Annotated in this window: 37 protein-coding genes, 1 tRNA gene and 1 pseudogene; 22 read left to right on the forward strand and 17 right to left on the reverse strand. The window is 48.0% G+C overall.

Annotated features, from left to right (window positions below; all coding sequences use genetic code 11):
- Nucleotides 1-19 precede the first annotated feature (19 nt).
- The 3 genes from HV037_RS07830 to HV037_RS07840 all read right to left on the reverse strand — a co-directional run bounded on the left by HV037_RS07830 (nucleotide 20) and on the right by HV037_RS07840 (nucleotide 2,278).
- Nucleotides 20-760, reverse strand: a complete 741-nt coding sequence (locus HV037_RS07830; RefSeq protein ID WP_103284077.1) for a hypothetical protein — start codon at nucleotides 758-760, stop codon at nucleotides 20-22.
- Nucleotides 753-2,090 (reverse strand): integrase arm-type DNA-binding domain-containing protein, encoded by a 1,338-nt coding sequence (locus HV037_RS07835; protein WP_077260487.1) that lies wholly within the window; start codon nucleotides 2,088-2,090, stop codon nucleotides 753-755. Before HV037_RS07835 ends, HV037_RS07830 begins: the two co-directional genes overlap by 8 nt.
- 113 nt (nucleotides 2,091-2,203) lie before the next feature.
- Nucleotides 2,204-2,278, reverse strand: a tRNA-Arg gene (locus tag HV037_RS07840).
- Nucleotides 2,279-2,473: 195 nt separating this feature from the next.
- Between HV037_RS07840 and HV037_RS07845 the strand changes: the two genes are divergently transcribed.
- From HV037_RS07845 to HV037_RS07860, 4 genes are all read left to right on the forward strand, one after another.
- Nucleotides 2,474-3,643, forward strand: a complete 1,170-nt coding sequence (locus tag HV037_RS07845; RefSeq protein WP_181624251.1) for an integrase family protein — start codon at nucleotides 2,474-2,476, stop codon at nucleotides 3,641-3,643.
- 91 nt (nucleotides 3,644-3,734) lie between these two features.
- The gene (locus HV037_RS07850; RefSeq protein ID WP_181500216.1) at nucleotides 3,735-4,610 is read left to right on the forward strand and encodes a hypothetical protein; all 876 of its coding nucleotides are present in this window, start codon (nucleotides 3,735-3,737) and stop codon (nucleotides 4,608-4,610) included.
- Between the two features lie 23 nt (nucleotides 4,611-4,633).
- On the forward strand, nucleotides 4,634-4,882 hold the full coding sequence (locus HV037_RS07855) for a hypothetical protein (RefSeq protein ID WP_061353891.1): 249 nt from the start codon (nucleotides 4,634-4,636) through the stop codon (nucleotides 4,880-4,882).
- Nucleotides 4,875-5,390, forward strand: a complete 516-nt coding sequence (locus tag HV037_RS07860) for a hypothetical protein (protein ID WP_249414965.1) — start codon at nucleotides 4,875-4,877, stop codon at nucleotides 5,388-5,390. Before HV037_RS07855 ends, HV037_RS07860 begins: the two co-directional genes overlap by 8 nt.
- A gap of 20 nt (nucleotides 5,391-5,410) precedes the next feature.
- Here the strand turns inward: HV037_RS07860 and HV037_RS07865 are convergent, their stop codons facing one another.
- The 11 genes and pseudogenes from HV037_RS07865 to HV037_RS07915 all read right to left on the reverse strand — a co-directional run bounded on the left by HV037_RS07865 (nucleotide 5,411) and on the right by HV037_RS07915 (nucleotide 11,877).
- Nucleotides 5,411-5,596, reverse strand: coding sequence for a hypothetical protein (locus HV037_RS07865; RefSeq protein WP_061353926.1), 186 nt, complete (start codon nucleotides 5,594-5,596; stop codon nucleotides 5,411-5,413).
- Between the two features lie 117 nt (nucleotides 5,597-5,713).
- Nucleotides 5,714-5,998: pseudogene (locus tag HV037_RS24535) on the reverse strand (DUF550 domain-containing protein); the annotation flags it as partial.
- A gap of 377 nt (nucleotides 5,999-6,375) precedes the next feature.
- The gene (locus HV037_RS07875) at nucleotides 6,376-6,882 is read right to left on the reverse strand and encodes an ead/Ea22-like family protein (RefSeq protein WP_129610042.1); all 507 of its coding nucleotides are present in this window, start codon (nucleotides 6,880-6,882) and stop codon (nucleotides 6,376-6,378) included.
- Nucleotides 6,883-7,089: 207 nt separating this feature from the next.
- Nucleotides 7,090-7,341 carry a hypothetical protein gene (locus HV037_RS07880; protein ID WP_115643041.1) on the reverse strand — a complete coding sequence of 84 codons (252 nt, stop codon included), beginning with the start codon at nucleotides 7,339-7,341 and terminating at the stop codon, nucleotides 7,090-7,092.
- Nucleotides 7,338-7,562: a hypothetical protein gene (locus HV037_RS07885; protein WP_088731857.1), complete on the reverse strand. Its 225-nt coding sequence runs from the start codon at nucleotides 7,560-7,562 to the stop codon at nucleotides 7,338-7,340. Before HV037_RS07885 ends, HV037_RS07880 begins: the two co-directional genes overlap by 4 nt.
- Before the next feature lie 118 nt (nucleotides 7,563-7,680).
- Nucleotides 7,681-8,490, reverse strand: a complete 810-nt coding sequence (locus tag HV037_RS07890) for a DNA-binding protein (protein ID WP_181624253.1) — start codon at nucleotides 8,488-8,490, stop codon at nucleotides 7,681-7,683.
- A gap of 77 nt (nucleotides 8,491-8,567) precedes the next feature.
- A complete protein-coding gene (locus HV037_RS07895; RefSeq protein WP_181624254.1) occupies nucleotides 8,568-9,380 on the reverse strand; it encodes a DUF2303 family protein in 813 nt (270 codons plus the stop codon).
- 43 nt (nucleotides 9,381-9,423) lie between these two features.
- Nucleotides 9,424-9,783, reverse strand: coding sequence for a hypothetical protein (locus HV037_RS07900; RefSeq protein ID WP_096846331.1), 360 nt, complete (start codon nucleotides 9,781-9,783; stop codon nucleotides 9,424-9,426).
- 12 nt (nucleotides 9,784-9,795) lie between these two features.
- A complete protein-coding gene (locus HV037_RS07905) occupies nucleotides 9,796-9,948 on the reverse strand; it encodes a hypothetical protein (protein WP_162875782.1) in 153 nt (50 codons plus the stop codon).
- A gap of 172 nt (nucleotides 9,949-10,120) precedes the next feature.
- Complete coding sequence (locus HV037_RS07910) at nucleotides 10,121-10,480, reverse strand: hypothetical protein (RefSeq protein WP_103284073.1); 360 nt, start codon at nucleotides 10,478-10,480, stop codon at nucleotides 10,121-10,123.
- Between the two features lie 785 nt (nucleotides 10,481-11,265).
- Nucleotides 11,266-11,877, reverse strand: coding sequence for a ClpX C4-type zinc finger protein (locus HV037_RS07915; protein ID WP_181624255.1), 612 nt, complete (start codon nucleotides 11,875-11,877; stop codon nucleotides 11,266-11,268).
- A 253-nt stretch (nucleotides 11,878-12,130) separates the two neighbouring features.
- Between HV037_RS07915 and HV037_RS07920 the strand changes: the two genes are divergently transcribed.
- Nucleotides 12,131-12,355 carry a hypothetical protein gene (locus HV037_RS07920; protein ID WP_249414966.1) on the forward strand — a complete coding sequence of 75 codons (225 nt, stop codon included), beginning with the start codon at nucleotides 12,131-12,133 and terminating at the stop codon, nucleotides 12,353-12,355.
- 21 nt (nucleotides 12,356-12,376) lie between these two features.
- Here HV037_RS07920 and HV037_RS24540 read toward each other — a convergent pair whose 3' ends face one another.
- The 3 genes from HV037_RS24540 to HV037_RS07935 are packed head-to-tail and all read right to left on the reverse strand — an operon-like array spanning nucleotide 12,377 to nucleotide 13,963.
- The gene (locus tag HV037_RS24540) at nucleotides 12,377-12,745 is read right to left on the reverse strand and encodes a hypothetical protein (RefSeq protein ID WP_181624280.1); all 369 of its coding nucleotides are present in this window, start codon (nucleotides 12,743-12,745) and stop codon (nucleotides 12,377-12,379) included.
- Nucleotides 12,732-13,211 carry a hypothetical protein gene (locus HV037_RS07930; RefSeq protein ID WP_181624256.1) on the reverse strand — a complete coding sequence of 160 codons (480 nt, stop codon included), beginning with the start codon at nucleotides 13,209-13,211 and terminating at the stop codon, nucleotides 12,732-12,734. The genes HV037_RS24540 and HV037_RS07930 overlap by 14 nt, the downstream gene beginning before the upstream one ends.
- Before the next feature lie 47 nt (nucleotides 13,212-13,258).
- Nucleotides 13,259-13,963 carry a S24 family peptidase gene (locus tag HV037_RS07935; RefSeq protein ID WP_181624278.1) on the reverse strand — a complete coding sequence of 235 codons (705 nt, stop codon included), beginning with the start codon at nucleotides 13,961-13,963 and terminating at the stop codon, nucleotides 13,259-13,261.
- 105 nt (nucleotides 13,964-14,068) lie between these two features.
- Between HV037_RS07935 and HV037_RS07940 the strand changes: the two genes are divergently transcribed.
- From HV037_RS07940 to HV037_RS08025, 17 genes are all read left to right on the forward strand, one after another.
- A complete protein-coding gene (locus HV037_RS07940) occupies nucleotides 14,069-14,335 on the forward strand; it encodes a YdaS family helix-turn-helix protein (RefSeq protein ID WP_181624257.1) in 267 nt (88 codons plus the stop codon).
- A 22-nt stretch (nucleotides 14,336-14,357) separates the two neighbouring features.
- The gene (locus tag HV037_RS07945) at nucleotides 14,358-14,861 is read left to right on the forward strand and encodes a YmfL family putative regulatory protein (protein WP_181624258.1); all 504 of its coding nucleotides are present in this window, start codon (nucleotides 14,358-14,360) and stop codon (nucleotides 14,859-14,861) included.
- Between the two features lie 479 nt (nucleotides 14,862-15,340).
- Complete coding sequence (locus HV037_RS07950) at nucleotides 15,341-15,616, forward strand: NUMOD4 domain-containing protein (RefSeq protein ID WP_086550258.1); 276 nt, start codon at nucleotides 15,341-15,343, stop codon at nucleotides 15,614-15,616.
- Nucleotides 15,609-17,138 carry a DEAD/DEAH box helicase gene (locus HV037_RS07955; protein WP_181624259.1) on the forward strand — a complete coding sequence of 510 codons (1,530 nt, stop codon included), beginning with the start codon at nucleotides 15,609-15,611 and terminating at the stop codon, nucleotides 17,136-17,138. Before HV037_RS07950 ends, HV037_RS07955 begins: the two co-directional genes overlap by 8 nt.
- Nucleotides 17,135-18,106: a toprim domain-containing protein gene (locus HV037_RS07960; protein ID WP_181624260.1), complete on the forward strand. Its 972-nt coding sequence runs from the start codon at nucleotides 17,135-17,137 to the stop codon at nucleotides 18,104-18,106. The genes HV037_RS07955 and HV037_RS07960 overlap by 4 nt, the downstream gene beginning before the upstream one ends.
- On the forward strand, nucleotides 18,076-18,720 hold the full coding sequence (locus tag HV037_RS07965) for a recombination protein NinG (protein WP_181624261.1): 645 nt from the start codon (nucleotides 18,076-18,078) through the stop codon (nucleotides 18,718-18,720). Before HV037_RS07960 ends, HV037_RS07965 begins: the two co-directional genes overlap by 31 nt.
- A 154-nt stretch (nucleotides 18,721-18,874) precedes the next feature.
- Nucleotides 18,875-19,519, forward strand: a complete 645-nt coding sequence (locus tag HV037_RS07970; protein ID WP_181624262.1) for an MT-A70 family methyltransferase — start codon at nucleotides 18,875-18,877, stop codon at nucleotides 19,517-19,519.
- The gene (locus HV037_RS07975; RefSeq protein ID WP_181624263.1) at nucleotides 19,509-19,916 is read left to right on the forward strand and encodes an antiterminator Q family protein; all 408 of its coding nucleotides are present in this window, start codon (nucleotides 19,509-19,511) and stop codon (nucleotides 19,914-19,916) included. Before HV037_RS07970 ends, HV037_RS07975 begins: the two co-directional genes overlap by 11 nt.
- A 265-nt stretch (nucleotides 19,917-20,181) precedes the next feature.
- Nucleotides 20,182-21,057 (forward strand): BRO family protein, encoded by an 876-nt coding sequence (locus tag HV037_RS07985; protein WP_181624264.1) that lies wholly within the window; start codon nucleotides 20,182-20,184, stop codon nucleotides 21,055-21,057.
- A 183-nt stretch (nucleotides 21,058-21,240) separates the two neighbouring features.
- A complete protein-coding gene (locus HV037_RS07990; protein WP_181624265.1) occupies nucleotides 21,241-21,552 on the forward strand; it encodes a DUF4406 domain-containing protein in 312 nt (103 codons plus the stop codon).
- A gap of 88 nt (nucleotides 21,553-21,640) precedes the next feature.
- On the forward strand, nucleotides 21,641-22,027 hold the full coding sequence (locus HV037_RS07995; protein ID WP_181624266.1) for a phage holin family protein: 387 nt from the start codon (nucleotides 21,641-21,643) through the stop codon (nucleotides 22,025-22,027).
- On the forward strand, nucleotides 22,014-22,295 hold the full coding sequence (locus HV037_RS08000) for a phage holin family protein (protein WP_008784468.1): 282 nt from the start codon (nucleotides 22,014-22,016) through the stop codon (nucleotides 22,293-22,295). The genes HV037_RS07995 and HV037_RS08000 overlap by 14 nt, the downstream gene beginning before the upstream one ends.
- Complete coding sequence (locus HV037_RS08005; protein WP_181624267.1) at nucleotides 22,295-22,909, forward strand: glycoside hydrolase family 19 protein; 615 nt, start codon at nucleotides 22,295-22,297, stop codon at nucleotides 22,907-22,909. The genes HV037_RS08000 and HV037_RS08005 overlap by 1 nt, the downstream gene beginning before the upstream one ends.
- A gap of 7 nt (nucleotides 22,910-22,916) precedes the next feature.
- Complete coding sequence (locus HV037_RS08010; RefSeq protein WP_181500233.1) at nucleotides 22,917-23,186, forward strand: hypothetical protein; 270 nt, start codon at nucleotides 22,917-22,919, stop codon at nucleotides 23,184-23,186.
- Nucleotides 23,143-23,340: a hypothetical protein gene (locus tag HV037_RS24545; RefSeq protein ID WP_249414967.1), complete on the forward strand. Its 198-nt coding sequence runs from the start codon at nucleotides 23,143-23,145 to the stop codon at nucleotides 23,338-23,340. Before HV037_RS08010 ends, HV037_RS24545 begins: the two co-directional genes overlap by 44 nt.
- A 197-nt stretch (nucleotides 23,341-23,537) precedes the next feature.
- Entirely contained in the window at nucleotides 23,538-24,104 is a 567-nt protein-coding gene (locus HV037_RS08020; RefSeq protein WP_181624279.1) for a phage antirepressor N-terminal domain-containing protein, read from the forward strand.
- Nucleotides 24,105-24,214: 110 nt separating this feature from the next.
- Nucleotides 24,215-24,889 (forward strand): Fur-regulated protein, encoded by a 675-nt coding sequence (locus HV037_RS08025; protein WP_181624268.1) that lies wholly within the window; start codon nucleotides 24,215-24,217, stop codon nucleotides 24,887-24,889.
- Nucleotides 24,890-24,967: the final 78 nt, after the last annotated feature.

Consider the following 24,967-nt stretch of genomic DNA (forward strand, 5'->3'; position numbering starts at 1 on the left):
ATTTGGGAACATCATTATCTTACTTTGTTATCTTTCCCAAAAAATTGGGTGCGTGCCGCTGCAAAGTCTTTTTTAGAAGCGTTCTTAGATTATCCATGGTCATGCCAGCATCATTGTATTCTTCACTGTACTTTGCGATGTTATTTGCTGCTTTCTCGCACACCGCGGATTGGTTGAGCTTTCCATTCTTTCTAACGTCCTCGCTGGATTCATATAAAGCAATCGCCAGCCCAGCAATCATTTTCCAGGCGGTGTTTTTGCCGCGCCAGTCACTGTGGAGCGACCCACTTTCTGTTTCCTCTGCTATCGGTTCATCAATGTTGTCATCTTCCAGTTCGGGGAAGAAGTTCACCAACTCGGAGCGCCTGAAATAAAACGAATCGTAAGACCCATACCAATCATCCTCATCATCGTGATATAAAAAGTTTTCTCCTTTCCTAACGTTGAAAGTCCCTTCTTCCCCCGGTATCGGGCTCTCCCTGTATTCATGCCCCATAGCCAGAAGACCTAAAAACTCCACACACTGCTTTTCAAAGTCTTCATTAGTTGTAAAACCTGATACCCAATCGAACTGATAAAAGCCCAGCCCCCCTAAAGTATCTGGTTTAGCCTTGCTGAATCTGTAGTTACTTAAGATAGCGGCAGCTATCATTCTTTCATTTTCATTGTTTAGCCTTGCCAGTTCGCTGATCAGATTACCAAACCAGATTTTATCTTCTGACTCGTTATAAAACGCATCTAGTCCTGTCATCTTAGTCACGGCGTGTTCTCCTTCCGAACTCGTAAGGGCTTATATGTATTTCTCGATTGGCGTCCAGATAATCTGCCCACCATTGAAGCATTAGTTTGCGTTCTTCTAAGTAATCAGCCTTGTGCTTGTAGGCTCTTTTAACGTCTTTATATTCTTTGTGGCTCATCTGGCGCTCTACTGCGTCCTCCTGCCACAAACCGGACTCCATCAGGGAACTACAGGCTGTGGCACGGAATCCATGTCCAGTTACGTCCTCTTGCGTGTTATAGCCCATTAAGCGTAATGCCTTGTTTACCGTGTTTTCACTCATCACGCCTTTTGTGTTTCTTTCATTCGGAAACACAACATCGTAGCTTCCGCTTAGTTCTCTCAACTGCTCGACAATAGAAACAGCCTGACGGCTAAGAAGCACGATATGTTCGTCTTTTCCCGTCTTTGTGCCACGGGTGGAAAACCTCACACCATCGATAGGCTCTCGTTTTTTAGGGATAATCCACTCAGCCCGATCAAGGTCAAACTCTTTCCAACGGGCAAACCTTAACTCGCTTGAACGAACAAAGGTCAACATGGTTAGCTCAATGGCAAGGCGGGTAAGAGGATTACCTTTAAAGCTGCTCAATCGAGTGAAAAAGTCTGGTAAATCTCTGGGATGCAGTGCGGCATGATGCTTAGTTTCATATTGCATTAACCGGACATCGAGATCATTCGTGATGATTTCTGTCTTAATACCCCTCAGACGGGCGCTATGTATGATGTCCTTAACTCGTTGTTTAAGTCGGTTGGCTGTATCGTGTTTCCCAGCGTCATCTACCTTCTTAAACAAAGGTAAAATTGTCATCGCCTCCAGTTTGCGAATATCCGAAGTGCCAATGTGAGGGAAAATATACATTTCAAGGCTTCTAAGTACGCGTTTTCGGTGGTCTTCGTTCCACATCTGGTGGCTTTCAACCCATTGACGTCCTATCGTCTCAAAAGTGAATGCGCCTTTTTCTTCTGCCTTTGCTGCTCTTTGTTCGGCTTTGGGATCTATTCCTCTGGATAGCAGCTTCCTGGCGTCGTCTCGTTTTTCTCTGGCGTCTTGTAAGCTGATGGTTGGATATACCCCAAAAGCAAGTCTGTCTTCTTTCTTGTCTGATGGGCGGCGATACTTCATACGCCAATACTTCGAACCGGTCTGGGATAATTCAAGATAAAGACCACCGCCATCAGACAGCTTATAAGCTTTGTCTCGTGGCTTGGCTGTTTTGCACTGACGATCTGTCAATTTGTTGAGGGTGTTTCTGGTCATATTGGGGGCACATATACAATCGAACCAACAATGCCCCAAATTATGCCCCATAGACTTACTTGATTTCAATAGACGGTAATGGACGTCAAGAGAGGAAAATATCTTTGTTTTTAGATGGTTGCAGGGGATTTGTGGACGATGGTAGACGTTGGTGTACGGCGGGATGGTGTCCCCTGCAGGAATCGAACCTGCAACTAGCCCTTAGGAGGGGCTCGTTATATCCATTTAACTAAGGGGACATATATCTAACTGATTTTCAAGCATTCAGCTTGAGTCGCATGTTATCCTATCATTCCCCGTATCATCAAGCATTTCATTCCTTTTATTTCCTATCCTTTCTCATTCTTCCGCTTAGAAAATCACTTCGTTCACTTGCCATTGCGTACAGATTGAGTACAGAATGCTGAAATTCAGTGTGTACAGGATACAGAGCCGTGGCCCTCAGTGATACCAAACTTCGCAGCATCAATGCTAAGCCCTACAACGGCGCACCCGAAGTGACAGATGGTGACGGTCTAAGTGTACGCATAACCCCGACAGGAACGATTACGTTTCAACATCGCTACCGTTGGAACGGTAAGCCAGTGCGCCTTACTATAGGGCGCTATCCGGCAATGTCTCTGAAAGATGCTCGTGTCATCGTGGGTGAGATGCGCGAATTGTACCTCAAGGGACTAAACCCTAAAAATTATTTTGCTAAAGAAGATGGTGAGCTAACACTTAAAGAGTGTCTGGATCAGTGGTGGAGCAAGTATGTTGAAACGCTGAAACCAAATACGCAAACGTTGTACAAGTCTGTTGTGTACAACACCATGTACACAGAATTCCCGGATGCACCGGTTGTAAATATTCCTGTTTCAGCCTGGGTAAGGTTCTTCGACAAGCAGGAAAAGAAAAACGGAAAAAAGGCCAGAGTGCTGCTTCTCCAGCTCCGATCTGTAATGAACTGGTGTATAAGCCGACAGTTGATCGCTTCATGCGAAGTCTTGAAGCTCAGTGTTAAGAACATAGGAAAGAAACCTGATGTTGGTAGCCGGGTTCTCACCTATACCGAGTTGGCAAAAATATGGTTAGCGCTGGAAAACAACAAGATCGTTACCTCTAACAAGGTACTTCATCAGCTTCTGTTGCTTTGGGGGGCAAGGTTGTCGGAACTTCGCCTTGCTACCGCCAGCGAGTTCAATATGGATGATTTGATTTGGACAACTCCATCAGAGCACTCCAAGATGGGAAATGTGATTCGCAGGCCTGTTTTCGACCAAGTAAAGCCATTCGTGGAAAGGCTGCTTAATTCAGGTAACGATGTTCTCATCCCCGGGCAGGAACTGGACAAGGCCATAGATCGTTCGTCAGCAAATCTCTACATGAAAAAGTTAAGGGATAAAATTGATATACCAGAATGGCGAACGCACGACTTCAGGCGGTCGTTGGTAACCAATTTGTCAGGAGAAGGGGTTATGCCCCATGTCACCGAAAAGATGCTGGGGCATGAACTGGGAGGGGTGATGGCGGTTTATAACAAACACGATTGGCTGGTGGAGCAGAAAGAGGCATATGAGTTGTATGCAGACAAAATCTTCTGGCATATTAAGCAAATATGTTAATTTTTTAGCTGTATGTTAGTGTATATTTTTAGAACGAAAATGTTTAGAGTCAACAGAAGTCATATTTATTTCTTAAATAGGAATTGTTATTATGAAAAATAAAAGAAATGTAACGGATGAAGGCGAAGTAGTTGATAAGTTGGTAGTTAAATATGATGGTGAAGCTCTAAAGAATCATAAGATAGACCTTGATGTTTTAACTGAATCTCTTAACGGATTAAATAATTTACTTAAAGAGGTCAACTTAATTGTCAATGGTACCAGTGAGAACCTCAATGTTGATGTTGAGCCATTTCGCGAAGGGTCATTTGAATATTTAATTGATGTAATACAAAACCCAACACAATATTTAGATATTTTAAGCATCATAGGAATAGGAGGAACTGGCGTAGTCGCAGCTGGAAGTACTTTAATTGAAATAATCCGTTCTATTAGTGGGCGGCAAATTCAAAAAATAGCTTTAACAGCAGATGGCGATTGCAAAATTATTCTTGAAGATGGGCAAGAGATTGTCGCTCCGTCGTACTTTAGGCCATTACTGTCATCACCTAGTATACGGAAGGCGTTATCTAAAATAATACACAACCCATTACAAAAAGAGGGGTATGAAACATTCAAAATTTCTAACTCTCAAGGTAAGGACTTTGTGGTAGTTAACGAAAAAGAAGCTGAGCCGTTTAGATATCGCAGAGTTCCTGTGGAACAGTCATATTCTGAACAAAAATTCGACGATGTACCAATTACCTTCCTTACTATTCACAAGGACAAAAATACCGGATGGCGCGCGAATTATGAAGACGAAACTGTAACAGTTACAATAGAAGATGAAGACTTCTTGCAACGGGTTCGTACAGGCCGAGAATCAAGGATTTTTAGCGATGTTTACTACGTTGACCTGCTTGTTCGGGAAAACTTGAATTCTCTGGACAAAACCTACATAGTTGATAGAGTGAACGAACTTTTATAACCAAGTTAAATTAGGGGGGGATCATGACAGCTTTTGCTTTCTGGCTGGCCTTTTTCAGCGTCCTCCCCGTGCTATACTGGGCCTTCAAGATTCTCTTTGATCGTATACGCTACATGTGCACTCCACAGCATAGGTTGTTGTTAGAATACGTTGATGATGAGGGTGTTAGCCATGAACAGTTTGTTGATGTTTCAACTGATGATGAGTTCTATGAAGTAGCTATGGCTGCAATCCGTGACGGAAAAGCAGTCAAAGGAGGTGCAGGTGACTGAAAAATCAACACCTGAAAGTTACGAAAAAGTACCTCTTATTTCGAATGCTGTTGCTAGTGGCTTGACTGGGGCTGTTACCTTAGTTGTAGCATCTTGGGATGGTCATTTATCGTTTATAGATTCAGATTTATCATCGCTTAAGTCATGGATATTACTTGCACTCCCATGCTTGGCAATGTTTTTGTCTCATTGGATTAAAACGCTTGGGTTCAAATGGTCACTAGGCAGTGTAAATAGACAATTATTAAGTATTAATAAAAGAAAAGAAAAACTCCTTAGAAAAAATATTGAAAAGTATAAAGACATTATCTCTAAAGAGAAGATTGCCGATTTCTGTAAGCAACTTGAACAGGTGTTACAAGATCGCCACGATATTATAAGCAATACCTACACTCAAAAATTAAAAGAACGTAATGAAACTCTTGAAGAGTACAATTCACACAGAGCAACTCAAGCGAACGACAACCCAGAGTTGCAAAAAATGCTTGAAGATCAAAAAAACACCTAGTTGATGTGAACTTTACTAACTTAGCTAGATTTATTAATTCCCCCATCTTCTAACCAACGCGTTACGGCCTTACGACTGTAGCGTGTTGGATATGTCAAAACAGGCATAGGGAAACCATGGTCTTTACGTAAACGCCATACCGCGGTTTTCTTTTTTCCAAGCAGGTTAAATACTTCCTGTTCTTCCATAAAATCGGTAGTAGTCATGAGCACCTCATCAAAAATTACCGTTAAAAATACATGTTCCACATCCGCCGCGAGCGCCTTCAGTACAGGTATCGCAGCGCTCTACTTTTTTCGTTCTGTCTCTGGCTGATGATCAGATTTAATGTGCAAACGCGGCTCACCATCTTTCGGCTCAGGCCATTCGCGCTGTTTGTTAACCGCCAACTTCTCTACCATCGCTAGGGTAATCTGCTCATCACTGATACCGGCACGACGTTGCGCATCCCATAACAGGAATTGCATGTCAGCCCATTCGCTAAGGTCGCCAGGTTCAGCAGCGGCCTCGATCGCTTCTTTGGATAAGTGCTTTAGCGGACCGACTGGGCCGACATTACCGAAAGTAGCCTGTGACCATACTGCATGCTCACGGCGTACCTGCTCGCGGGCAATCGATGCCAACACCCCATCAATCACCTTCACAGCATCAGCCATTGCGTAGCCGAGATTACCGCCGTCGCTTTGTGCTGCTGCTTTGCTGAGTGTTTCGCGTATCTGGTGCAGGCGCTCGAGTGATACAGGACCGTGCGCCGTGTGGTTGTTAGTTGTCATGGGTTAGTCCTCAGTACACGAAGTCGCACGTAAATTCATGCCCACATTCCGGGCATGCCGTTTCATAATCACGAGTTGATACGGTGTCCGTTTCGCAAATCTGGATAGACGAGCAGCATTCAGAAAGCTCATGCCGTAAATCAAAAACGTGTTTACACTGCGGACACTGGGTGTCAAGTGACAAACTCCACTCTGCGGTTGTATCAGCCATCTCACTCCCCCTTCACGCCAATGCCAGCGGCGCGGTCAATACGTTCGATTTCAGCAATGATTAACGCACCAGCTTTTACCAGGTCTCGGCGTGGATCGGTTGGCTTCCACCAGTCTGGTTCCCACGGCCAGTTTTTCGGCACCGGATGGCTGTCATAAGGAACGCCACCATCTTCCAAATCCCATGACGCGGCGGCGGCGTGAAATGCGTAGCAGGCTGCCGCGAACGCCATATCATTGTTTCGGTGCTGGTCATCATGCGCTGGCGTCCAGCCTTCTGCGCTGACCTGCCGCTGGCGCTCGGCTACTACGTCCAGAATTGCGGGATTGAATGCGCGCGCCTCCAGTTCTGATATGCGCTTCTCTGCGGCTTCCAGCTCATCCAGCAGCGCCAGAACAGCTTCCGGGCTTGCCTCATCCTGCCAAGCGTCAGAGGTGTCACTGACAGAGCGGAGCATGATTTCTTCCTGCGCCGCTTCACGCAGCGCCTGTTTGTTGAGTGCTGTCATTGGGCTGCCTCCTTGGTAACTTTTTCGACTAACTCAATCCACTTCGGTGCCAGTGTATTTTCTGCTTTTTCGCGGCTACTGGCAGGTCCGTTGAGCTTCACGCTGTAATGGTCATACGGGCATCTGATACCACCCCAAACCCAGCCAAGATGATTGGGTTTCAGCGAGTACTCGGGCATATTTCCGCACGTAGGGCATCTTGGTAAATCAGACTGCTTCACGGCGACACTCCATCAGTAGTTGATTGAATTGAATTAGCATTGCGTTACCACACCCATAAGGGAGATCGTTAACGCGGTAAGTAGGGACACCGTTGCACATCCCTGATTTCACAACGCGACCAGTGGTATAAAGCTGGGATATTGCGCCTGATACAGCGGGTGTCTTCTTATTCAGCCCTCTGGCGACGCCACCGCTGGTGGTGTTTGGATGAGCCTGGATGTATTCAAAAACCGTCATCGCGCCGCCTCCCGCCTCGCCGTCTTATTGGCTCGAAGCATTTCTTTAGAGCGACCTGAGATCACAGTCTTCATCAGGAAGAAGCCGCAACGCTCGGCAATAACACCCTGCGTACACATCAGCACCGTATCAACGACGCGAACATGACGACGAAACTCAAAAACGGTACTGGTGATGATGATGTTTGCCGCAGCACCCTTATCCTGGTATTCGATATTCATGAAATAACCCTCGCTATAAGTCGTGCCGTGGCGATGAAACAATAGAACCCCGCGGTTAAACCAATTCCGGTAAGAGAAGAAAAGAGCAGGGTCCACATCACCAGTTCAGAAACTTTTTTCATGAGGTCACCCCATCAGCCTCGTGACGAAATTCGCGAAGAATTGAGATTATTTCAGCCTGCATTGCTGGTGGCACTTCAATGGTCAACGTTTCGCCAGAGTCCTCAGCACATGAAGAAATAAGCTCAAGAAACTTTCTTGCTTTTCCGGCATTAAATTGGGGATTGGCGATGCTCTTGGTTATTTTTTTCTTTCCTGCCGCTTCTGCTTTCTTCATCAGACGTGAAGCTTCGCGATCGGCATACACACCATGCTCGCGGGAGATACCGATGGCGATGGCATAATTCATGGAACCATCACGAACGAGTTTTTTGATATATGGAGTACATTCGTGAAGTTGAAGGTGTTGCAGAATATCGGACTCAGAACGTTTAACTTTTGCCGCTATTTCTGAAGGACTCCAGCCCTGATTTTGAAGGCGATGATATGCCGCGCCACGTTCAAGAGGAGTAAGCGCCAATCCTTGCGAGCTGGTTACCATGAAGGCGATCTTGTCGGCTTCACTACCGACGAAATCTTTGCATTCCAGGCGCACGATGTCGTGGCCCATTTCGATAGCAGCCAGCGCACCATGATAGCGGTGATGGCCGTCGATAACCTTCACGCCACGCTCGGTAACTTCTACGGCCAGCGGCGGGATATATTCACCGGCAATAAACGCATCGCGGAATTCTTCAACATGCGCCCGATTGAGTTCACGAACGTTGTAGCCTTCTTCGGCGTAAATTTTATCCAGCGGAACATTGTAGGTTTTGCGGGTAGTTAACCCGGCGTCTTTATCATTATAGAGCTGGCCTAAACTGGGCATGGTTACTCCTTCATGTAGTGGGAGAGTGCTTTGCTATGCGCCCGCAGGGCAGGCGCATAAAACAACACACGGTGGGATTAAACAGAGCCTTCGTAGATAGGCAGGTCTTCGCCGAGTTGGCTTTCCATATCGGTGACGATTTCCTGGAATGCGTGCTCAACAACTTTCTTCGGTTCGATCAGCTCATACCAGAGGACCAGTTGACCATCACGCAGGCGGTAGCGGATACGTGCATCGACCTGGTAAGGAGAGCCGTTGTGGAATGGTGAAATTGCCAGGCTGATTTTTTCCGGCATTTTGGTATTACCAGAACCTGATTTTTCATCGCTGAACTGGAACTGGCAGGTACCATCAGAAAGGCGTTTAACAGACTTAAACTCAGATTTGCGAGTCTCCTGGAATGCCAGAACCATTTCGAGTAGTTCAGTACCGGACGGGCCCTGGTATGAATCACTAACCGGCGCAACATTCTGAATATTGTTTTCCAGGAATTCAGCGAAGTTGATCTGGTCCATTTTGCTGCCATCGTTGGCAGTCCATGATTTCCATTCGTCGGAGAACGGGCAGTCATAAACAGCTTTGTGTGCAGCCCAGCTCGGATTGTCTGCGTTCTGGTGGAAATCCAGCACGGCGACAATGCGTGTTTTGGTTTTATCCGCAAAAACTACAGTACGTTCATCACGGAATCGCTGGATGTAAGCGATCAGAGAACCCGGAGAAATCAGGTTAGCGCTCTGACGAATGCGCGACGGAGCCAGTTGCAGAGATTCAAGAGATTTGACTTCAAATCCATCAGGTACAACAACTGATGGAATGTCCGTCCAGGTCTTCAGAGTTGCAGAGACCAGATCACGGATGTCGAGTACGGCAGAGCCTTCAATTTGAGACATTGAATATTTCCTTATCAGATTGGAATGGTTTGTTTGGAGGGGATTACTGGGCCAGCTTGATAGGTGCTGTTTGTGGTGCAGGTTCGATAACCTTTAAATCAAGCTGTGTCTGCGCAGGATCGTCACGCAGTAGATCGCCATCGGCGGTTGCGAACATGATGGTATCGGCGCGGTCAAGTTCAGGAATGGTACGGGAGACCTTTGGCGTTACCTTCATGGTGTTTTCGTCACGGGTATTCAGCATGGCGCAATTGAGCGTCAGCGTAACCGCACCTTTCTTGCCAGTCTCACGGACTGCTTTAATCACTTCGGCCAGCGCTTCGGTTAGCTCTGCATCCAGAGTGCCTTTATTGATATAAGCCAGTTGCTGGCTGAATGGTGTGGTGTTCTTTGTTTCTGACATAGTTATCTCCAGTTATAAACGAGGATCGCCTTTCTGAGTGAGTAACCTGCATAACCAGCTACGCCGCCAGAAATTAGCGATTGTTTTTGGATTACGAACAGCCTGCACACCACGAGTGACGCGCATCAGGTCGCCGTAGTAAAAATTAACGTTACGGAAGGTCATATAAGTCACCATATGATTAGGTATCCGGCAGGAGTTGAACCCGCGCTGGGTAGGGAGTCCCAGCCGACACCGGAAGCGGACACATTGAATAAAAAGGGCGGCTATCTGTCAGAACATTATCTTCTTCCTCCTGTAGGTTGGTAGAAGACCAGATAGCCACCAAAAGAAACTGTTATGCGATGTAATCAATAATTTCAGCACTGTCCAAGTCCCAGTTACCGCAATGGGCAAGACCGCGATTGAACCCGAATGCGCAAAGGTGATAATCCAGATCGGCGCAGACTGGCGGGTTGATGTCTACATCATCGAGGTCACATTCCACCACTGCTCCGGATGGAAGCTGAAAAACGATCTTTGGGCGAACTACGCGCAGGTGGAAACGGCTACTTTCTTCCGAGCCAATAGTGTCAATCGCGTCATAGCGCCACTGATCAGCCATCGCTTCAGCATTTTCCGCGCTACGTGAATCATGGAAGGGGAAATATTTAACTTCAGTGTTTCCGTTCAGGACTACAGCAAAGCATGCTGACATGGTTCACCCTCATTAATCAGCGGCATATTGCCGCGAGTTTGTTGAAATACTTTGTAGTGCAGTGCCGGGTGCTTATCTTCCGGTTGCTGTCGGAGCAGCTGCAATTCACCGCACTACAAAGTACTTCGCCACACTTTCGCAGTGGCCTGCGCCGGTTTCCCAGTCATCTTTGAAGCTACTTATGCGTTAACCGGGCGCTAACCGGTTACTCAGTGATGCTTCACGCTTCCTTTCCCTCACTACGCCGCCGTGGGAACCCGACCGTGTTAACGCCGTCGTCACGCTGCCAGATAAGGCATCAAGATGCGGTCTATCCGCTTTACTGCTTCATAATCATTACTCCTCTCAGTTGAAATCAGCGCCAACTACCCATCAGTGTTGCCCGTTCTCACGCCGTTCTCGCTCTCGCGCGGGGATAACCTCACACCAACCGGATCGCGCCTGGTGCTACGCCACGTTTACGTGTAGGGGTCTAAACAGGTCATTGACGCTGTAAGTGTTCAAATTGTTAAAGAGCGGTATTTCAGAACTTAGCCAGCTCGCAAACTGACTCAGGTCTGACGCCTGATTGTTTTCCCACCTCAGGCGGCGGTGGTATCCTCTGTTCACCACAAACAGAGAGGAAATCTGAATGCCTTCTAAAGAAATTATTGAAAGCCACACTATTGATTTGGGAACACTTCTTAAGCAGCTAAAAGGTTACCCAGAAGAAACTCGCGTCTCGTTTAGCGGGCTGGACTTTAGCCGGGTTAAGCCCCGAGGTCCGAACATGCTCCAGATTGAATTCAGTCAGTCGGTTTATCGCACGGACGAAGATATTTTGGTGGTTCAAGACCATTCACAATAGCGGCGGCGTATACTGCGGCTTTTGCTGGTGGTACTGGGGCATATCCTTCTAGCGTTATGCCGTCTCCAAACCGCTCGAAGCAAACCTGGTCCTCGTAAACCACCACTATCCACTTCGATAAAGGGTCGTTGTCTTTGTGTGCTTCGACCTCTGAAGTAACGAATAAGAACTGAAGCGCGTCTTCGGCCTGCTTTTTGACTCTTGTCCACATCTCGTAAACGTTTTTCTCTGAGAGTCGATATGGCGGGACTTTAACGGCAGTTTCTTCACCGTAATGAGCCCCATCCTTTTGCACATCCACGCCACGAACGGTGGTTGTTACTTCATCTTTCTCTTCAGCAGTGGCCTCTTTCCCTGACTCTTTTTCGAAAATAGCCTTAGCTTTCTGCAATTCATCAGGCATCACCGGCACAACCAGTTTTTTGTTTACGACTTCCATGCATGCAGAGGTGCAGTCAGAGCAGATCGCAGCGTTTCTTACTGCGTGGTGAATCATTAAAGGCACCTCGCCCTTAGTCTTTCCGCAGAATGCACACTTAATGAGTTCCATAATGTTGTCCTGTAGTTGCTGGTTTTACGCATTGCTTGCGAATCATCCGGTCATTCATACGCCACCGGCGGCTACTTCGTGGGCGTCCTGCCTGTTCGCTGTTGGTAGAAATATATTCCTACTTAAAGTAGAAAAATACAACAACAAAAAGTAGAAAATAAACAAATTTATACTATGTTACTGATTTAAAATTTAATTTATTTCCATCCTGGTGTCGTGGTATGTTTAAAAAACCAACAGAAAGGGGGCTTGTATGAGTCTAAGAATGGATATGGGGCGAGATGAATTACTGGAGGATCGGGCGGCTTTCATAGCTGGTGAGATTGGTGGGGCGGTTGTTGAGTTGATAATCGGTGGGCTGGCGATAGAACGCGATGCCATTGTCGAGAGACTGGAAGCGAAGCGAAAAACCGTGGGCAATATGATTCACAAGGGGGTTTTGAGGGATGCGGCGGAGTTCGTGAGGAAGGGGCAGTAAAAACCCGGCGCGGTGGCCAGGTTATTTTGTTAGAAGCGCCACAAGTAGCGGGACGATAATTGATGAAATTATCAGCCCCATAACCCACTTGTGATTTTCGTCCATTCTATCAATAAGTCTGCGCTCAAGTTCTTTTGAATCACCCCTTGAGCTTCGCTCAAAACTGATCACGTCGTTACGCATGCTGCGGAGGTCATCCCTGATTTCCATCAAGGTTTTTTGCTGTTGCTCATAGACTGTTTCAAGTCGAGTAACCCGATTATCCATGCTTCCACCGCCACTACCGCCATCACCATGATTAAATAATGCATCATCAGGTTTATTTTGTCCATCGCGCACAAATGATTCCGGTCCAGCACTAAAAGCCAAATGAATTTTATTTTGAGGCATCGTCATCAACCATGTGAATGTTAAAATAAATGACTTTTTCATCCACTTTAGTTGTCATCATTTCCCAAAGCTCACATGCAAAACTGTAGGTTCCGTATTCTTTTACTTCAAAGAACATGTCAGCCGACAAAAACGTAGTTCCGTACTCTGGATGAATATGAGCGGGTGGGATTCCGTCCATGTTATGCGTTGTTATGACTTCTTCACCGGTAGGAGAGCTAAGGTTCATGCGTATCATATATGCGCTCCCCTGATTTAAGTCAGCGAAAGCCGTACCTATTACCAGGCCAACACGCCCATCCAGTGCAACAAAGTTAAGTGCTGGGGAAGGAAATCCATCATGCTGCCTTTTGGCGGGGTAAATGAACGCAATTTTACCTTTATGGTTGGCTGGATCCATAAGACGTGCGTCCGCAAGGTACGTATCTTCGCCAAGAGTTGCACGTGATTTATCTAATTGGCTCATTATTTAATTTACCCATGCTTCCTGTAGCCAGGTTGCGTGCTGCTGACTCAAAGCTTGTTATAAGCTATCGACTCGTGGATCAACGCTTTGCCCATGATATACAGCTGATCCTGTGTCTCTTCTGTCACATACCAATCTTTATACGCAGGGTTATCTGATAACACCGCCAGCTGCAAACCCTGCATCTGCAAACGCTTCACATGGAAGTGCTGTCCGAATACGAACGCATAAACACCATCTACCTTGAAGTTTCTTACCGAAACATCAAAAAACAACCTGTCTCCAGACTGTATAGTTGGGCACATGCTGTCGCCATCGACTGTCATCACTTTTACATCTTCCTGAGAACGATTTCCAAAAAGTGAACGAGCGTGCTCGGTTGTGAACTCAATGGCGTGTAGAACCTCAACAAACTCAGAGATCATAAAACATCCGGGACCAGCACTCACAGTAAGGTCGAGAACCTCTACACGATAAGTGTTGCGATCAATCGATAGACTGGCGCTTTCCTCTCTCTTCTCTTTGGTTTTTTCACCAACCCCATATTCAAGGTATGGCGCATCCGTACCCAGGGCATGGGCTAATTTTTGCATAACTGCCACGCGAGGTTTTGCCGCGCCGATAGTGTATCGACGAACCATCTCGTATGTAACGCCAGTTAGCCTGGTTAGATCCATGACAGATACATTTCTATCAGTCATCAGGTCATTCAGTCTTTTGGCAAAATCTGGGTGTTTTTGTTCTTCTACCATAGGTAGAAGATTACGCAATCCATCGTTATTCGTCATTTCTATTTTAAGTTGTTGCCTTTTCTACTTTAGGTAGTATTATTCATCTATCAACTAGAGGAGTTACTCATGTCAATTTCACCAACCGAAGCTGCCATCAAGGCTGCTGGACGGTCGCTATCAGAAGTAGCGCGTAGTTTTGGGTTCAAATCTACGCAATCTGTTGCCAACTGGATCATCAACAACCAGGTGCCATCTGAGCGCGTATTGCAGCTCTGTGAGTTTGGTGGATGGCTGGTAACCCCTCATCAGTTAAGACCTGACATTTATCCAAACCCAAGCGATGGACTACCTGACAACAAGCCTCAGGTTACAACGTCAGTTGCTGAAGCATAACCACAGAATCAAGAGGTTAACCGTGGGTAACGAACCTGAGTGGAAAGTAGAGCGTCAACCAGCATGGCTGGTGGCAGCAATCAGAAAAACTATTGCTGCATTGCCTGGTGGCTACGCTGAGGCGGCTGAAATCATTGATACATCACAAGACGCCCTTTTTAACCGCTTACGCGCTGGTGGTGATCAAATCTTCCCTATGGGGTGGGCGATGGTGCTGCAAAAGGCTGCAGGTGTGAGCTATGTAGCTGATGCGTTCTCACGTCAAACAGATAACGGGATTCATATCCCTGGCGCAGCACCAGAAACAGAGAACCAGGAGATCGGATTAAAACTTGCTGAGCTGGTGGGTCATTTGGGTGACTTGGTAAATGCGTACCGACACTACATCGACGATGGAGTGGTTGATAAGAACGAGTGGACCAGCCTGAACGACATAGCCTACGAGTTCAGGGTGACGCTGATGACATTTCTAAACCTGATTTCTCGCGTCTATTGCATTCCAGAGCTGGATGACGATGCGGACTGATTAGGTATTGCCCAATGCGCTAATCGCGCCGGAGGGCTAATGCACCAAAACGAATATTTTCACGTGACCATGCCCACGGTTTTTTCTCGTGAGGACGCCCCGTGGATTAAACAGCAGTTAGCAACACTCCCGGCTGGTATGCGGGAAAAAATCGCGATGGCGTATGCGCAGGCGTACCAGGAGGCGTTCGACGCAGAACCGGTGTCTTTCCGGCAGCAGAACGCAGCACGACGAACGGCAAACCGCCGATTGCGAGAGTTTTGCACGAGATATACCCCAGCGGTCAGGGGATATACCTCGCTCCCACCCAGGGTATGAATTTTTGAAACCGGGTTGGGGGAAAGGGGGCGGTGTTGGGTTTTAGCCCGAAGGGCTGGAACAGCTTTACCAGAAGAGAACGATCTAACAGATAGATCACTGTATGGGGTTAAAAACGTCGACTGGAAGTTCAGACGTTTAGCCATCCAAAAGGAGATAAAATGATTTATTCAGACGCTAACGAAAAATGGGCTCCGGTTCCAGTTGAGCTTTATTCAAAAGCTTATGAAGTCAGCAATCTTGGCCGTGTTCGCAGCATTCCACGTCTGGCTAACTCTGAATATTTTATTCGTCACATTCACGGCGGTTTTCTCAAAGGCCGCATGCGTAAAGACGGCACCAAAACGGTTACGTTGTCCGTTCAGCGTCAGCGCGAAAAGTTTGTCATTGCCGATCTGGTTGCTAAAGCATTCGGGGAGGTATCAACCAATGCTTAACATCCAGCCTCGCGAGAAACAGATCGTCGCACTCAACATGTTGCGCGGCGCATGGAAGCAGAATAATTCGTTCATGCTCTATGCTCCGGTTGGTTTTGGCAAAACGGCTATTGCCGCGCTGATCACTGATGGCTTTGTCAGCCGCGAAATGCGCGTAATGTTCGTGGCCCCGTATACGGTACTGCTTGACCAGACCGCCACCCGATTCATGGAATATGGTCTTCCTGGCGAAGAGATCAGTTATGTCTGGCGTGATCACCCGTCATATAACCCGACAGCGCTTATTCAGATTGCCAGCGCCGATACACTCATTCGCCGTGAGTTCCCGGATAACATCGACCTGCTGATCGTCGATGAAGCCCACCTGAAGCGCAAAAAGCTGCTGGAGGTCATCGACAACCTGACGCGCAACACCGCCACGAAAGTGATCGGTCTTTCCGGTACACCTTTCGCGAAGTTCCTGGGCAATTACTACCAGCGCCTGATTAAGCCAACAACGATGAAGGAACTGATCGCGATTGGCGCACTGAGCAAATACGAATTTTACGCGCCATCACACCCCGATCTCTCTGAGGTGGAAACGTCGTACGTTGCAGGTTATGGCAGCGACTACAAGGAAGGCCAGCTCAGTAAGGTTATGAGTGAAGCCAAACTGGTTGGCGACATAGTGAAAAACTGGCTGGAGAACGGGCAGGATCGCCCAACAATCTGTTTCTGCGTTGATGTGGCCCATGCGAACTACGTCACGATGGAGTTTTCCCGCGCCGGGGTGACCGTTGAAGTCATGACGGCAAGCACACCCCATGATGAACGTCAGTTGACTATTCGTCGCTTCGAGCAGGGCATTACCAAAATCATCATCAACGTTGGTGTACTGGTAGCCGGGTTCGACAGTGATGTTCGCTGCATCATCTTTGCCCGACCGACTAAAAGTGAAATTCGCTGGATTCAGACGCTCGGGCGTGGATTACGTGCGGCCCCTGGCAAAGATCACTGCCTCATCTTCGACCACAGCGGCACAGTCAACAAGTTGGGTTACCCCGATGACATTGAATACGACTATCTCCCTTCGTCGTCTGATGGCATGGAAGAAGCGCCGCAGCGCGTTACCAAGACCGACGAACCGGAGAAACTGCCGAAAGAGTGCAGCCAGTGCCATTACGTGAAACCTGCCGGAATTTATATCTGTCCGAAATGTGGTTTTAAACCGCTGGCCGGGGAAGACGTTGAAACAGACAAATCCCGTGGACTGACAAAAGTCAGCAAAGCGGAAGTTAAGTACACCACTGAGCAGAAGCAATCATGGTGGTCACAAATTCTTTTCTATCAGCGCACCCGCGCAGCGCAGGGACGCCCTGTCAGTGACGGATGGTGTGCGCATACCTATCGCCAAAAATTCGGCGTCTGGCCTCGTGGGTTACATCACACCCCGCAGCAAATCACACCTGAAGTGACGAATTTCATCAAATCAAAACTGATCGCCTTCGCGAAGCGTAAAGAGAAACAAGGGGAAGCCGCATGAATACCAAACAAGCCGCAATTGGTCGCTGGGCTGAGATATACAAACACTACGGCCTTCCTGGAATTACCGGGAAAAACCATCTTAAAGGGGAATGTCCTCTGTGTGGTCGTAAGGGGAAATTCCGGTGTGACAATAAAAACGGTACCGGGTCATACATCTGCGTGTGTGGTTCAGGTGATGGCTGGGCGCTGCTGACAGCAAAAACATGGAAAGAATTTAAGGTTCTGGCTTCTGAGATAGACAGGCTGATCGGCAATGAATACACCTCAGATCGCACCAGTGTAAACCCGGTACGCACATCTCTGGCGCAGCAGCGTGAGAAGGTAAGCCGTAAATTTGCAAAGCTCATCCCGCTGCGTGGGACCAGTGCAGACAGTTACCTGAAGGGGCGAGGGCTTAATTCCCTTCCAACCGAAAGCGTCAGATTCTGTGACAAACAGCCGGTAGATGGTAAAAACCTCCAGGCTATTTACGCGCTGGCAACGGACGATAAAGGCGAGCTTTGCTACCTGCACCGTACTCTGCTTGACGGGGACAAGAAAGCGAAAATAGAAGGTTCAGCCAAGAAGATGATGAAGCTGCAGGAGGATAGTTATCTGGAGTTTGCCAAATCTGTCGCCATCCGCATGTTCCCCACATCCTCCACACTGGGTATTGCTGAAGGTATCGAAACTGCACTTGCCTGCCATCAAATCACCAAGTGCAATACCTGGGCAACGATGAACACTGCGTTCATGAAGAAGTTCCGCGTACCTGCCGGGGTAAAGAACCTGATTATCTTTGCTGATGCTGACCCTAACGGTGCCGGGCATGCTGCCGCATTTGAATGTGCTGCTGCCAACCTGCATGCGAATAACGATCTGGAGACTGTATCCGTCCGCTGGCCTGCGCAGGGTGACTTCAACGATCTACTGCTAAATGGCTCCGAAGTATTCGAATGGGTATTCCACAGGGGGGCGAAGCAGTGAAGAATCCAGCCAGACAAAAGCTAAAGGTGTACAAACCCAAGGTATGCGCTCAGTGCGGAAAGACTTTCACCCCTGATCGTAACCTGCAGAAAGTATGCTGCCCTCGCTGTGCGATTGACTACAACCGTACGCTGAAGGCCAGGAAGGCGGAAGCAGAGAGAAAGGTAAGCCTGAAGATTCGCAAGAAGGCACTCCAGCCTCGTGGGTACTTTGTCAGTAAGGCCCAAACGGCGTTTAACGCTTTCATTCGCGAACGTGATGAGGGTAAACCTTGCCCGTCTTGCGGAACATATCACCCCCCGATGATTTTCGGTGGGCAGTGGGACTGTGGTCACTTCCTCAGCGTTGGATCACGTCCTGAACTACGTTTTGAAGAAAAGAACGCCTACCGCCAGTGCAAAGCCTGCAACGGTGGCGCTGGTCGCTTTACCGCTAAAAACAAAACTGTACACGAACGCTACAGAGCAACGCTGATCGAATGGTTTGGTCTTGAGCTGGTGGAATGGTTGGAAGGTCCACACGAGGCGAAACACTACTCACGAGAAGAGCTTGAAGAGATTGCGGCTACTTATCGCCGTAAAACCCGCGAACTGAAAAAGCAGAGGGCAGCATGATTACAGTGTTTCTGATCATCTATGCGTTTATGTCTGGTGCATTCGCTGAATATACACACACAAGACTAAAACAATCACAATCATCAGGAAATATTGCTCTGAGTGCAATCATGCTCGGAATTTTATGGCCTTGCGTAATCATAGGGTGGCTGAAATGAAATATGACCTCATTTATTGCGATCCACCGTGGGAATACGGAAACAGAATCAGCAACGGTGCGGCCTGTAATCATTACAACACCATGAGCATGGAAGAACTTAAACGCCTCCCTGTCTGGTCACTTACTGCTGAAAACGCTGTTCTTGCGATGTGGTACACCGGGACCCATAACCGCGAGGCTGTAGAACTGGCTGAATCATGGGGATTCCGGGTAAGAACGATGAAGGGCTTTACGTGGGTGAAGTTGAATCAGAACGCTGCTGATCGCTTCAATAAGGCATTGAGCGCTGGAGAGCTGGTGGACTTTAACGATCTGCTGGAAATGCTGGACCGTGAAACCCGAATGAACGGTGGCAACCATACCCGCAGCAACACCGAGGATGTATTGATTGCTACCAGAGGAACGGGCTTACCACGCGCCAGCGCAGCGGTAAAACAGGTTGTGCATACCTGCCTGGGCGAACACAGCGCAAAGCCGTGGGAAGTAAGGAACCGACTGGAACAATTATACGGTGATGTGAAAAGAATCGAAATATTCGCTCGGGAAGAGTGGAACGGATGGGACCGCTGGGGAAACGAATGCAACAACAGTATTGAAATGATTACTGGTCAGATAAAAGAGGTGAACCATGCAGCGTAATATCCAAATGGTAATGGAGCGCTGGGGCGCTTGGGCAGCAGACAATCGTGAAGATGTTTACTGGCCTTCGACGGCTGCGGGCTTCTCTGGTCTTATTCCTTCGAAGGTTCGTTCTCGTATTCAGTGTTGCGACGATGACGGTTTAATCCTTTCCAACCTGATGGCTGGTTTGAACTCAAAGCACCAAGCTGCACATGACCTGCTATTTGATCACTATGTTTTTGGCAAAACATTTATGCAACTGGCTCGTGAACATCAGTGTTCTGACGGGCATATCGGTAAGAAACTTTCCAATGCTGAGGGGATCATTGATGGTCTTCTGATGGCACTGGAAATCCGCTTAGAGATGGATCGTGATGTACAGCGTTGCCCAGTAGCCCGAGAGGTGGCGGCTTGACGTTAAATGGTATCCGGGGCTATATTCCCTGTACAGCCGCAAAATCGGCTGTCGGGATTGGCGTCCCGGACATCATCATGACGCATAGCCGCGTTAGCGGTTTTTTTATGCGTTAAGCATAGTTACATCCAGATTATGGTGGGCTGTGTGGGGGCGGAGCAATCCGCGCCGGGTGTCATGATGACCGGTTACGCCAACCCTGCACAGTTCACCACCCTACGATTGGCGTCGCTGGTGGTGATTATCCTTCTTAAAGGAGTTCATCATGAATAAGCATTCCGTAGTTCCATTCACTTTCGAATCTCACAGCATCAGGGCTATTAACCGTGATGGCGAACCTTGGTTCATTGCTCAGGACGTATGCTCGGTTCTTGGCATTCAGAACGTCACACAGGCTATTGAAAAATTAGATGATGATGAAAGGTCTATGTTCAACATAGGGCTCGAACAACGACCTATGTTCGATAACCGAGTAAAAGAGATTGGCATTATTTCTGAATCAGGCATGTATACGTTAGTTCTCCGCTGCCGTGATGCAGTGAAGAAAGGCTCAATTCCCCATCGTTTCCGGAAATGGGTTACCGCTGAGGTTTTACCATCGATCCGCAAAACTGGCACATATGCCAAACCGAAGACCCGCCAATGCACAGCAAAGCAGCTCACTCCGCTGCGCCAAAAAGCTGAACACCTGATCACAACCGGACTCGGCAAAATCTATCCTGACATCTGGAAGCTGGTTCATCAGCGCTTCGATGTTGATCATATTCACCAGTTGCAGCCTGAGCAGGTCGGGGAAGCCATTGAGTACCTGAACGTACTGGAAGGCGAATACCTAGGTAAGCAGTCTTATCTGCCCGCAATATCATTCAAAAACGATTACAGCATGGAATTTTTCAAAGGCTACTTATGGATGATTGGTGAAAAATCAATTATAGCGCCGTGGACTTACCCAGCTGATTTACTGATCGGAAATGGGGATTATCCCAATCCATGCGGAAAGTTATTCGCTGAACTTAAACAGCAGGGATATAACGTTGAGGCTGCGCAATTCCAGTTAATGGCCCTACAGCACCACCTTGAAATCCATAGAAGTAAAATAGAAGCAATTCAGCGAGAGATTGGAGGGTTGGGCTATCGATAAAAGAAAGGTATTTTATAAAAAAAACAGTTTACGTACGTAAAAATATGAATAAGCTGTTAAGAGTGGTCACTTAGACGCGAACTTAAATATTTCAGAACCTCGCCAATCGGCGGGGTTTTTGCGTTTATTGGCAGTAATAAATGCCTTTATCATCAAAACCCTTTCCAAATGGCGGTGAGTTTCATGAAAGTCTATATAGCTGGACCTATGAGCGGATTGCCTGCGTTTAATCGCCCTGCATTCTTTCAGGCCGCAAAGGAAATTATTGCCGCGGGTGATATCGCAATTAATCCTGCGGTGCTCCCTGATGGGTTGAGTGAGGCAGATTACATGTCTATTTCGCTATCCATGCTTCAGTGCGCAGATGCTATTTATCTTCTTTCCGAATGGCGAGCTAGTGCGGGGGCGCGAGCTGAATATGCTCTTGCTGAAAAGCTCGGGATAGAGGTTCTCTTCCAGGAGTTAAGCCCAGAGCAATGTTTAAAGTGTAAATAAGAACACCACACAAGTTACATGACCACGCAGAAACGTATTTTTATTCCCCTCATTCTGAGAGGACTCACAGCAATAAAGAGGGGGCTAAATGTCCGATCCGATTTCCGGTACTGGGCTGGCTGGTGGTGTCCTGACGGGAGCCAGTGTCTATGGATTTCTGTCCGGAACCGATTACGGCGTGGTGTTTGGCGCATTCGCCGGGGCTGTATTTTACATTGCAACCGCAGCAGACCTGAGTGCAGCACGTCGGCTGGCGTATTTTGTCGTGTCCTACATCGCCGGGATCATCTGCTCAGGGCTGGTTGGTTCAAAGCTGGCTGACTGGACTGGTTACAGTGATAAACCTCTGGATGCCATTGGTGCCGTAATCGCTTCTGCTTTAGCCGTCAAAATCCTGACGCTCCTGAATAATCAGGATGTCGGCTCGCTGGTGGCGCTGATAACGCGCCGGGGAGGTTCAGGTGGTACAAAATGACCCATCGGCAACTTTTAATGCATTGCTTTGTGCTGGGGTAGTGTTGACCCTGATGTTTTACCGTCGCGGTGACTCCCGACATCGACCGTGGATATCCCGCTTAGCGTGGCTGCTTACGGTCATCTACAGCGCCGTTCCACTGGCGTATCTGTGCGGTATTTACCCGTACTCATCATGGGCCACTATCGGGGCCAACATTATTTTTCTGTCCGTGCTGGTCGCCGTCAGAGGCAACGTAGCGCGGCTGGTTGATCATCTGAGGCAATAATGAACCAATCACAATTTCAGCAGGCGGCTGGTATCAGCGCCGGGGTTTCTGCGAGCTGGTTTCCGCACATTGATGCGGCAATGAAAGAGTTTGGTATTACAGCAGTTAATGATCAGGCCATGTTCATTGCACAAGTCGGGCATGAGTCTGCTGGCTTTACTTCGCTGGCAGAGAGTTTTAACTACTCGGTTGAAGGACTGAAGAAAACCTTCGGTAAGCGCCTGACGCCGTATCAGTGTGAAATGCTGGGGCGTATCGATGGTAAGCAGGTTGCTCACCAGCCGCAAATAGCCAATCTGGTTTACGGTGACCGCATGGGTAATAACAGCCAGGGTGACGGCTGGAAATATCGCGGTCGCGGCCTGCTGCAAATCACAGGTCGTGAGAACTACACCAAATGTGGTGCAGCGCTGAAGCTTGACCTTGTCAGTACTCCGGAGCTGTTGACGCAAGAGCGACATGCGGCCCGTTCGGCAGCATGGTACTTCACGTTACGCGGTTGTCTCCTCTATTCGGGGGATGTGGAACGCGTCACGCAGATTATTAACGGCGGGCAGAACGGCATTAAAGACCGCCGTGAACGTTACGCCAAAGCTAAAGCCGCACTGGTTTGAGGTCACTATGGGACTTGAAATGATTATCGGCCTGATTGTTGCCGCGCTGGCAGCAATTGCAGGTGCCTTTGGTCTGGGTAAATCTCGCGGTACCAGTATCGCAGAAACAAAAGCGGACCAGCAACGCACTGAAGAGCGTGCAGCAGCTACTGAAGCCGTCGCAGAACGCCGGGTAGAAACAACAAAAGGAGTCAGGGATGTACAGCAAACTGTTAGTCATCTTCCTGATGACGATGTTGACCGCGAGTTGCGCGAAAAATTTACCCGCAAAACCTGAAGTAACGGACACGGCCTGTGACTGGGTGAACATCATCTACCTCACAGAGCATGATATTGCCGTGCTGGATAAGCAGACGAAGCGGGACATTCTGGTGCATAACCGGTCTGTTCAGCGCAACTGCCCAAATAAAATCATCACAGCCTCGCAATAGCGGGGCTTTTTTATACCTGTTCCCTCTGGCGAGTTTTCTGTGATTCGCCACCTGGTTTGCTAATACTGCGCGTCGCAGCGCATGAACAATCCCGAGCTTTTCAGAAAGCTGAGCCTGAGAACTGCCGTATATGGTGGCGACCATCTCGGGGCGGCGTTTCTGTGCGAACAGGCTCATCTTTCTAAAAGGTAAACGCTATGAATACTATTACCGTACCTTTCCACGGTAGCGCCCTCTATGTTGTGAATCACAATGGCGAGCCGTATACCCCAATGAAGCCGATTGTTGAAGGGATGGGGATGGACTGGAAAACGCAGTTCCGAAAGATTTCTCAGCGCTTCAAATCAACTGTGGTGGAAATGACCATGGTTGCAGCAGACGGGAAATCACGGCAAATGGTTTGCCTTCCGCTACGTAAGCTTGCTGGGTGGCTTCATACCATTAGCCCCAACAAGGTAAAGCCAGAAATCCGCGATAAGGTTATCCAGTATCAGGAAGAATGCGACGATGTTCTGTACGAATACTGGACGAAAGGCGTAGTGGTTAATCCGCGCAAGTCTAACGTGATGGAAGAACTGAATCAGGCGTGCATGGAAATGAGGCGCGATAAAGGGATCGCCAGTCTGTTTGGTACAGGCTTGAATGAGTGGAAGGGCGTTAAGGCTGCACATATCTCAAAAATAAAAGCTCTTGTTGATGATGCTAACGGGCTAATTAGTTATGTGCTAGCGGAAACCGGGAAAGGGAAAATTACCCGAACATAATACGCGCGTTGCCGAAAGCTACTTTCACAACGGCTTTTGATCTATCCGGCCTCGCAATAGCGGGGCTTTTTTATGCGTATCACACATCCACATGTAAAAGGAAAAATACCATGAGTAACAAAATCATTACGCTATCTGGCGCTGCTAATGAAGTGCTTTATGCGCTGTTTTTCCGTGGCGCGTTGCTGTCTGGTGATCTGCCTTCTAAATCTGGCACAGCCGAATTGCGCGAGCTTGGTTTTGCTGAAACCAGACACACAGCAACCGAATACCAGAAAGAAAATCACTTTACCTTTCTGACGTCAGAAGGTCAGAAATTTGCCGTTGAACATCTGGTCAATACGCGTTTTGGTAAGCAGCAATATTGCACTTCGATGACGCTTGGCGTTGAGATTGATACCTCACCATTTGTTGTGAAGAACGGTGAGGTATTCATCAAGGAAGCCAATATCGCTGGTGGTTCTACCCGCGCTGCCGAATTAGAAAAGCCTCAGCCGGTGACCAATATCTACAACATCAATTTTGGTGCTCGCAGTGATGAACCGGCACAGAACCAGGTAACCATCAGCGCCGACAAATTCGAAGTTAACTCTGGCGTCGATACCAATCTCGAAGCGGTGCTTGGTAACTCGCTGAAAAATGCTGCTGAATGTGCGGCGCTGGATGTCGCAAAGCAAATGGCAGCAGACAAGAAAGCAATGGATGAATTAACTTCCCATGTCCGCAAGGCCATTATGATGGAATGTTTCCCCGGTGGTGTTATCTGGCGGCAGTGCCGTCGATGATGATATGCAAATGATAATCAGTATCGTTTGCGGGTCCTTTCCGGCGATCCGGCCTGTTACGGGGCGGCGACCTCGCAG

Origin of the sequence: Citrobacter sp. RHBSTW-00017 (assembly GCF_013797615.1) — a bacterium.
In the GTDB taxonomy this organism is placed as follows: domain Bacteria; phylum Pseudomonadota; class Gammaproteobacteria; order Enterobacterales; family Enterobacteriaceae; genus Citrobacter; species Citrobacter braakii.

Excerpts from the sequence above, each read along its gene's own strand:
- HV037_RS24545 (WP_249414967.1), top strand. The coding sequence starts at position 23,143 with ATGTTGACCGCGAGTTGCGCGAAAAATTTACCCGCAAAACCTGAAGTA.
- HV037_RS07910 (WP_103284073.1), bottom strand. The coding sequence starts at position 10,480 with ATGTCAGCATGCTTTGCTGTAGTCCTGAACGGAAACACTGAAGTTAAA.
- HV037_RS07905 (WP_162875782.1), bottom strand. The coding sequence starts at position 9,948 with ATGACCTTCCGTAACGTTAATTTTTACTACGGCGACCTGATGCGCGTC.
- HV037_RS07875 (WP_129610042.1), bottom strand. The coding sequence starts at position 6,882 with ATGACAGCACTCAACAAACAGGCGCTGCGTGAAGCGGCGCAGGAAGAA.
- HV037_RS07935 (WP_181624278.1), bottom strand. The coding sequence starts at position 13,963 with ATGGTAGAAGAACAAAAACACCCAGATTTTGCCAAAAGACTGAATGAC.
- HV037_RS07940 (WP_181624257.1), top strand. The coding sequence starts at position 14,069 with ATGTCAATTTCACCAACCGAAGCTGCCATCAAGGCTGCTGGACGGTCG.
- HV037_RS08005 (WP_181624267.1), top strand. The coding sequence starts at position 22,295 with ATGAACCAATCACAATTTCAGCAGGCGGCTGGTATCAGCGCCGGGGTT.
- HV037_RS07850 (WP_181500216.1), top strand. The coding sequence starts at position 3,735 with ATGAAAAATAAAAGAAATGTAACGGATGAAGGCGAAGTAGTTGATAAG.
- HV037_RS07880 (WP_115643041.1), bottom strand. The coding sequence starts at position 7,341 with ATGACGGTTTTTGAATACATCCAGGCTCATCCAAACACCACCAGCGGT.
- HV037_RS07900 (WP_096846331.1), bottom strand. The coding sequence starts at position 9,783 with ATGTCAGAAACAAAGAACACCACACCATTCAGCCAGCAACTGGCTTAT.
- HV037_RS07955 (WP_181624259.1), top strand. The coding sequence starts at position 15,609 with ATGCTTAACATCCAGCCTCGCGAGAAACAGATCGTCGCACTCAACATG.
- HV037_RS07950 (WP_086550258.1), top strand. The coding sequence starts at position 15,341 with ATGATTTATTCAGACGCTAACGAAAAATGGGCTCCGGTTCCAGTTGAG.
- HV037_RS07930 (WP_181624256.1), bottom strand. The coding sequence starts at position 13,211 with ATGAGCCAATTAGATAAATCACGTGCAACTCTTGGCGAAGATACGTAC.
- HV037_RS07855 (WP_061353891.1), top strand. The coding sequence starts at position 4,634 with ATGACAGCTTTTGCTTTCTGGCTGGCCTTTTTCAGCGTCCTCCCCGTG.
- HV037_RS07835 (WP_077260487.1), bottom strand. The coding sequence starts at position 2,090 with ATGGGGCATAATTTGGGGCATTGTTGGTTCGATTGTATATGTGCCCCC.
- HV037_RS08010 (WP_181500233.1), top strand. The coding sequence starts at position 22,917 with ATGGGACTTGAAATGATTATCGGCCTGATTGTTGCCGCGCTGGCAGCA.
- HV037_RS07995 (WP_181624266.1), top strand. The coding sequence starts at position 21,641 with ATGTCCGATCCGATTTCCGGTACTGGGCTGGCTGGTGGTGTCCTGACG.
- HV037_RS07895 (WP_181624254.1), bottom strand. The coding sequence starts at position 9,380 with ATGTCTCAAATTGAAGGCTCTGCCGTACTCGACATCCGTGATCTGGTC.
- HV037_RS08020 (WP_181624279.1), top strand. The coding sequence starts at position 23,538 with ATGAATACTATTACCGTACCTTTCCACGGTAGCGCCCTCTATGTTGTG.
- HV037_RS07975 (WP_181624263.1), top strand. The coding sequence starts at position 19,509 with ATGCAGCGTAATATCCAAATGGTAATGGAGCGCTGGGGCGCTTGGGCA.
- HV037_RS07915 (WP_181624255.1), bottom strand. The coding sequence starts at position 11,877 with ATGGAACTCATTAAGTGTGCATTCTGCGGAAAGACTAAGGGCGAGGTG.
- HV037_RS08025 (WP_181624268.1), top strand. The coding sequence starts at position 24,215 with ATGAGTAACAAAATCATTACGCTATCTGGCGCTGCTAATGAAGTGCTT.
- HV037_RS07960 (WP_181624260.1), top strand. The coding sequence starts at position 17,135 with ATGAATACCAAACAAGCCGCAATTGGTCGCTGGGCTGAGATATACAAA.
- HV037_RS07865 (WP_061353926.1), bottom strand. The coding sequence starts at position 5,596 with ATGACTACTACCGATTTTATGGAAGAACAGGAAGTATTTAACCTGCTT.
- HV037_RS07970 (WP_181624262.1), top strand. The coding sequence starts at position 18,875 with ATGAAATATGACCTCATTTATTGCGATCCACCGTGGGAATACGGAAAC.
- HV037_RS07990 (WP_181624265.1), top strand. The coding sequence starts at position 21,241 with ATGAAAGTCTATATAGCTGGACCTATGAGCGGATTGCCTGCGTTTAAT.
- HV037_RS07985 (WP_181624264.1), top strand. The coding sequence starts at position 20,182 with ATGAATAAGCATTCCGTAGTTCCATTCACTTTCGAATCTCACAGCATC.
- HV037_RS07890 (WP_181624253.1), bottom strand. The coding sequence starts at position 8,490 with ATGCCCAGTTTAGGCCAGCTCTATAATGATAAAGACGCCGGGTTAACT.
- HV037_RS07965 (WP_181624261.1), top strand. The coding sequence starts at position 18,076 with ATGGGTATTCCACAGGGGGGCGAAGCAGTGAAGAATCCAGCCAGACAA.
- HV037_RS07920 (WP_249414966.1), top strand. The coding sequence starts at position 12,131 with ATGAGTCTAAGAATGGATATGGGGCGAGATGAATTACTGGAGGATCGG.
- HV037_RS24540 (WP_181624280.1), bottom strand. The coding sequence starts at position 12,745 with ATGCCTCAAAATAAAATTCATTTGGCTTTTAGTGCTGGACCGGAATCA.
- HV037_RS07885 (WP_088731857.1), bottom strand. The coding sequence starts at position 7,562 with ATGAATATCGAATACCAGGATAAGGGTGCTGCGGCAAACATCATCATC.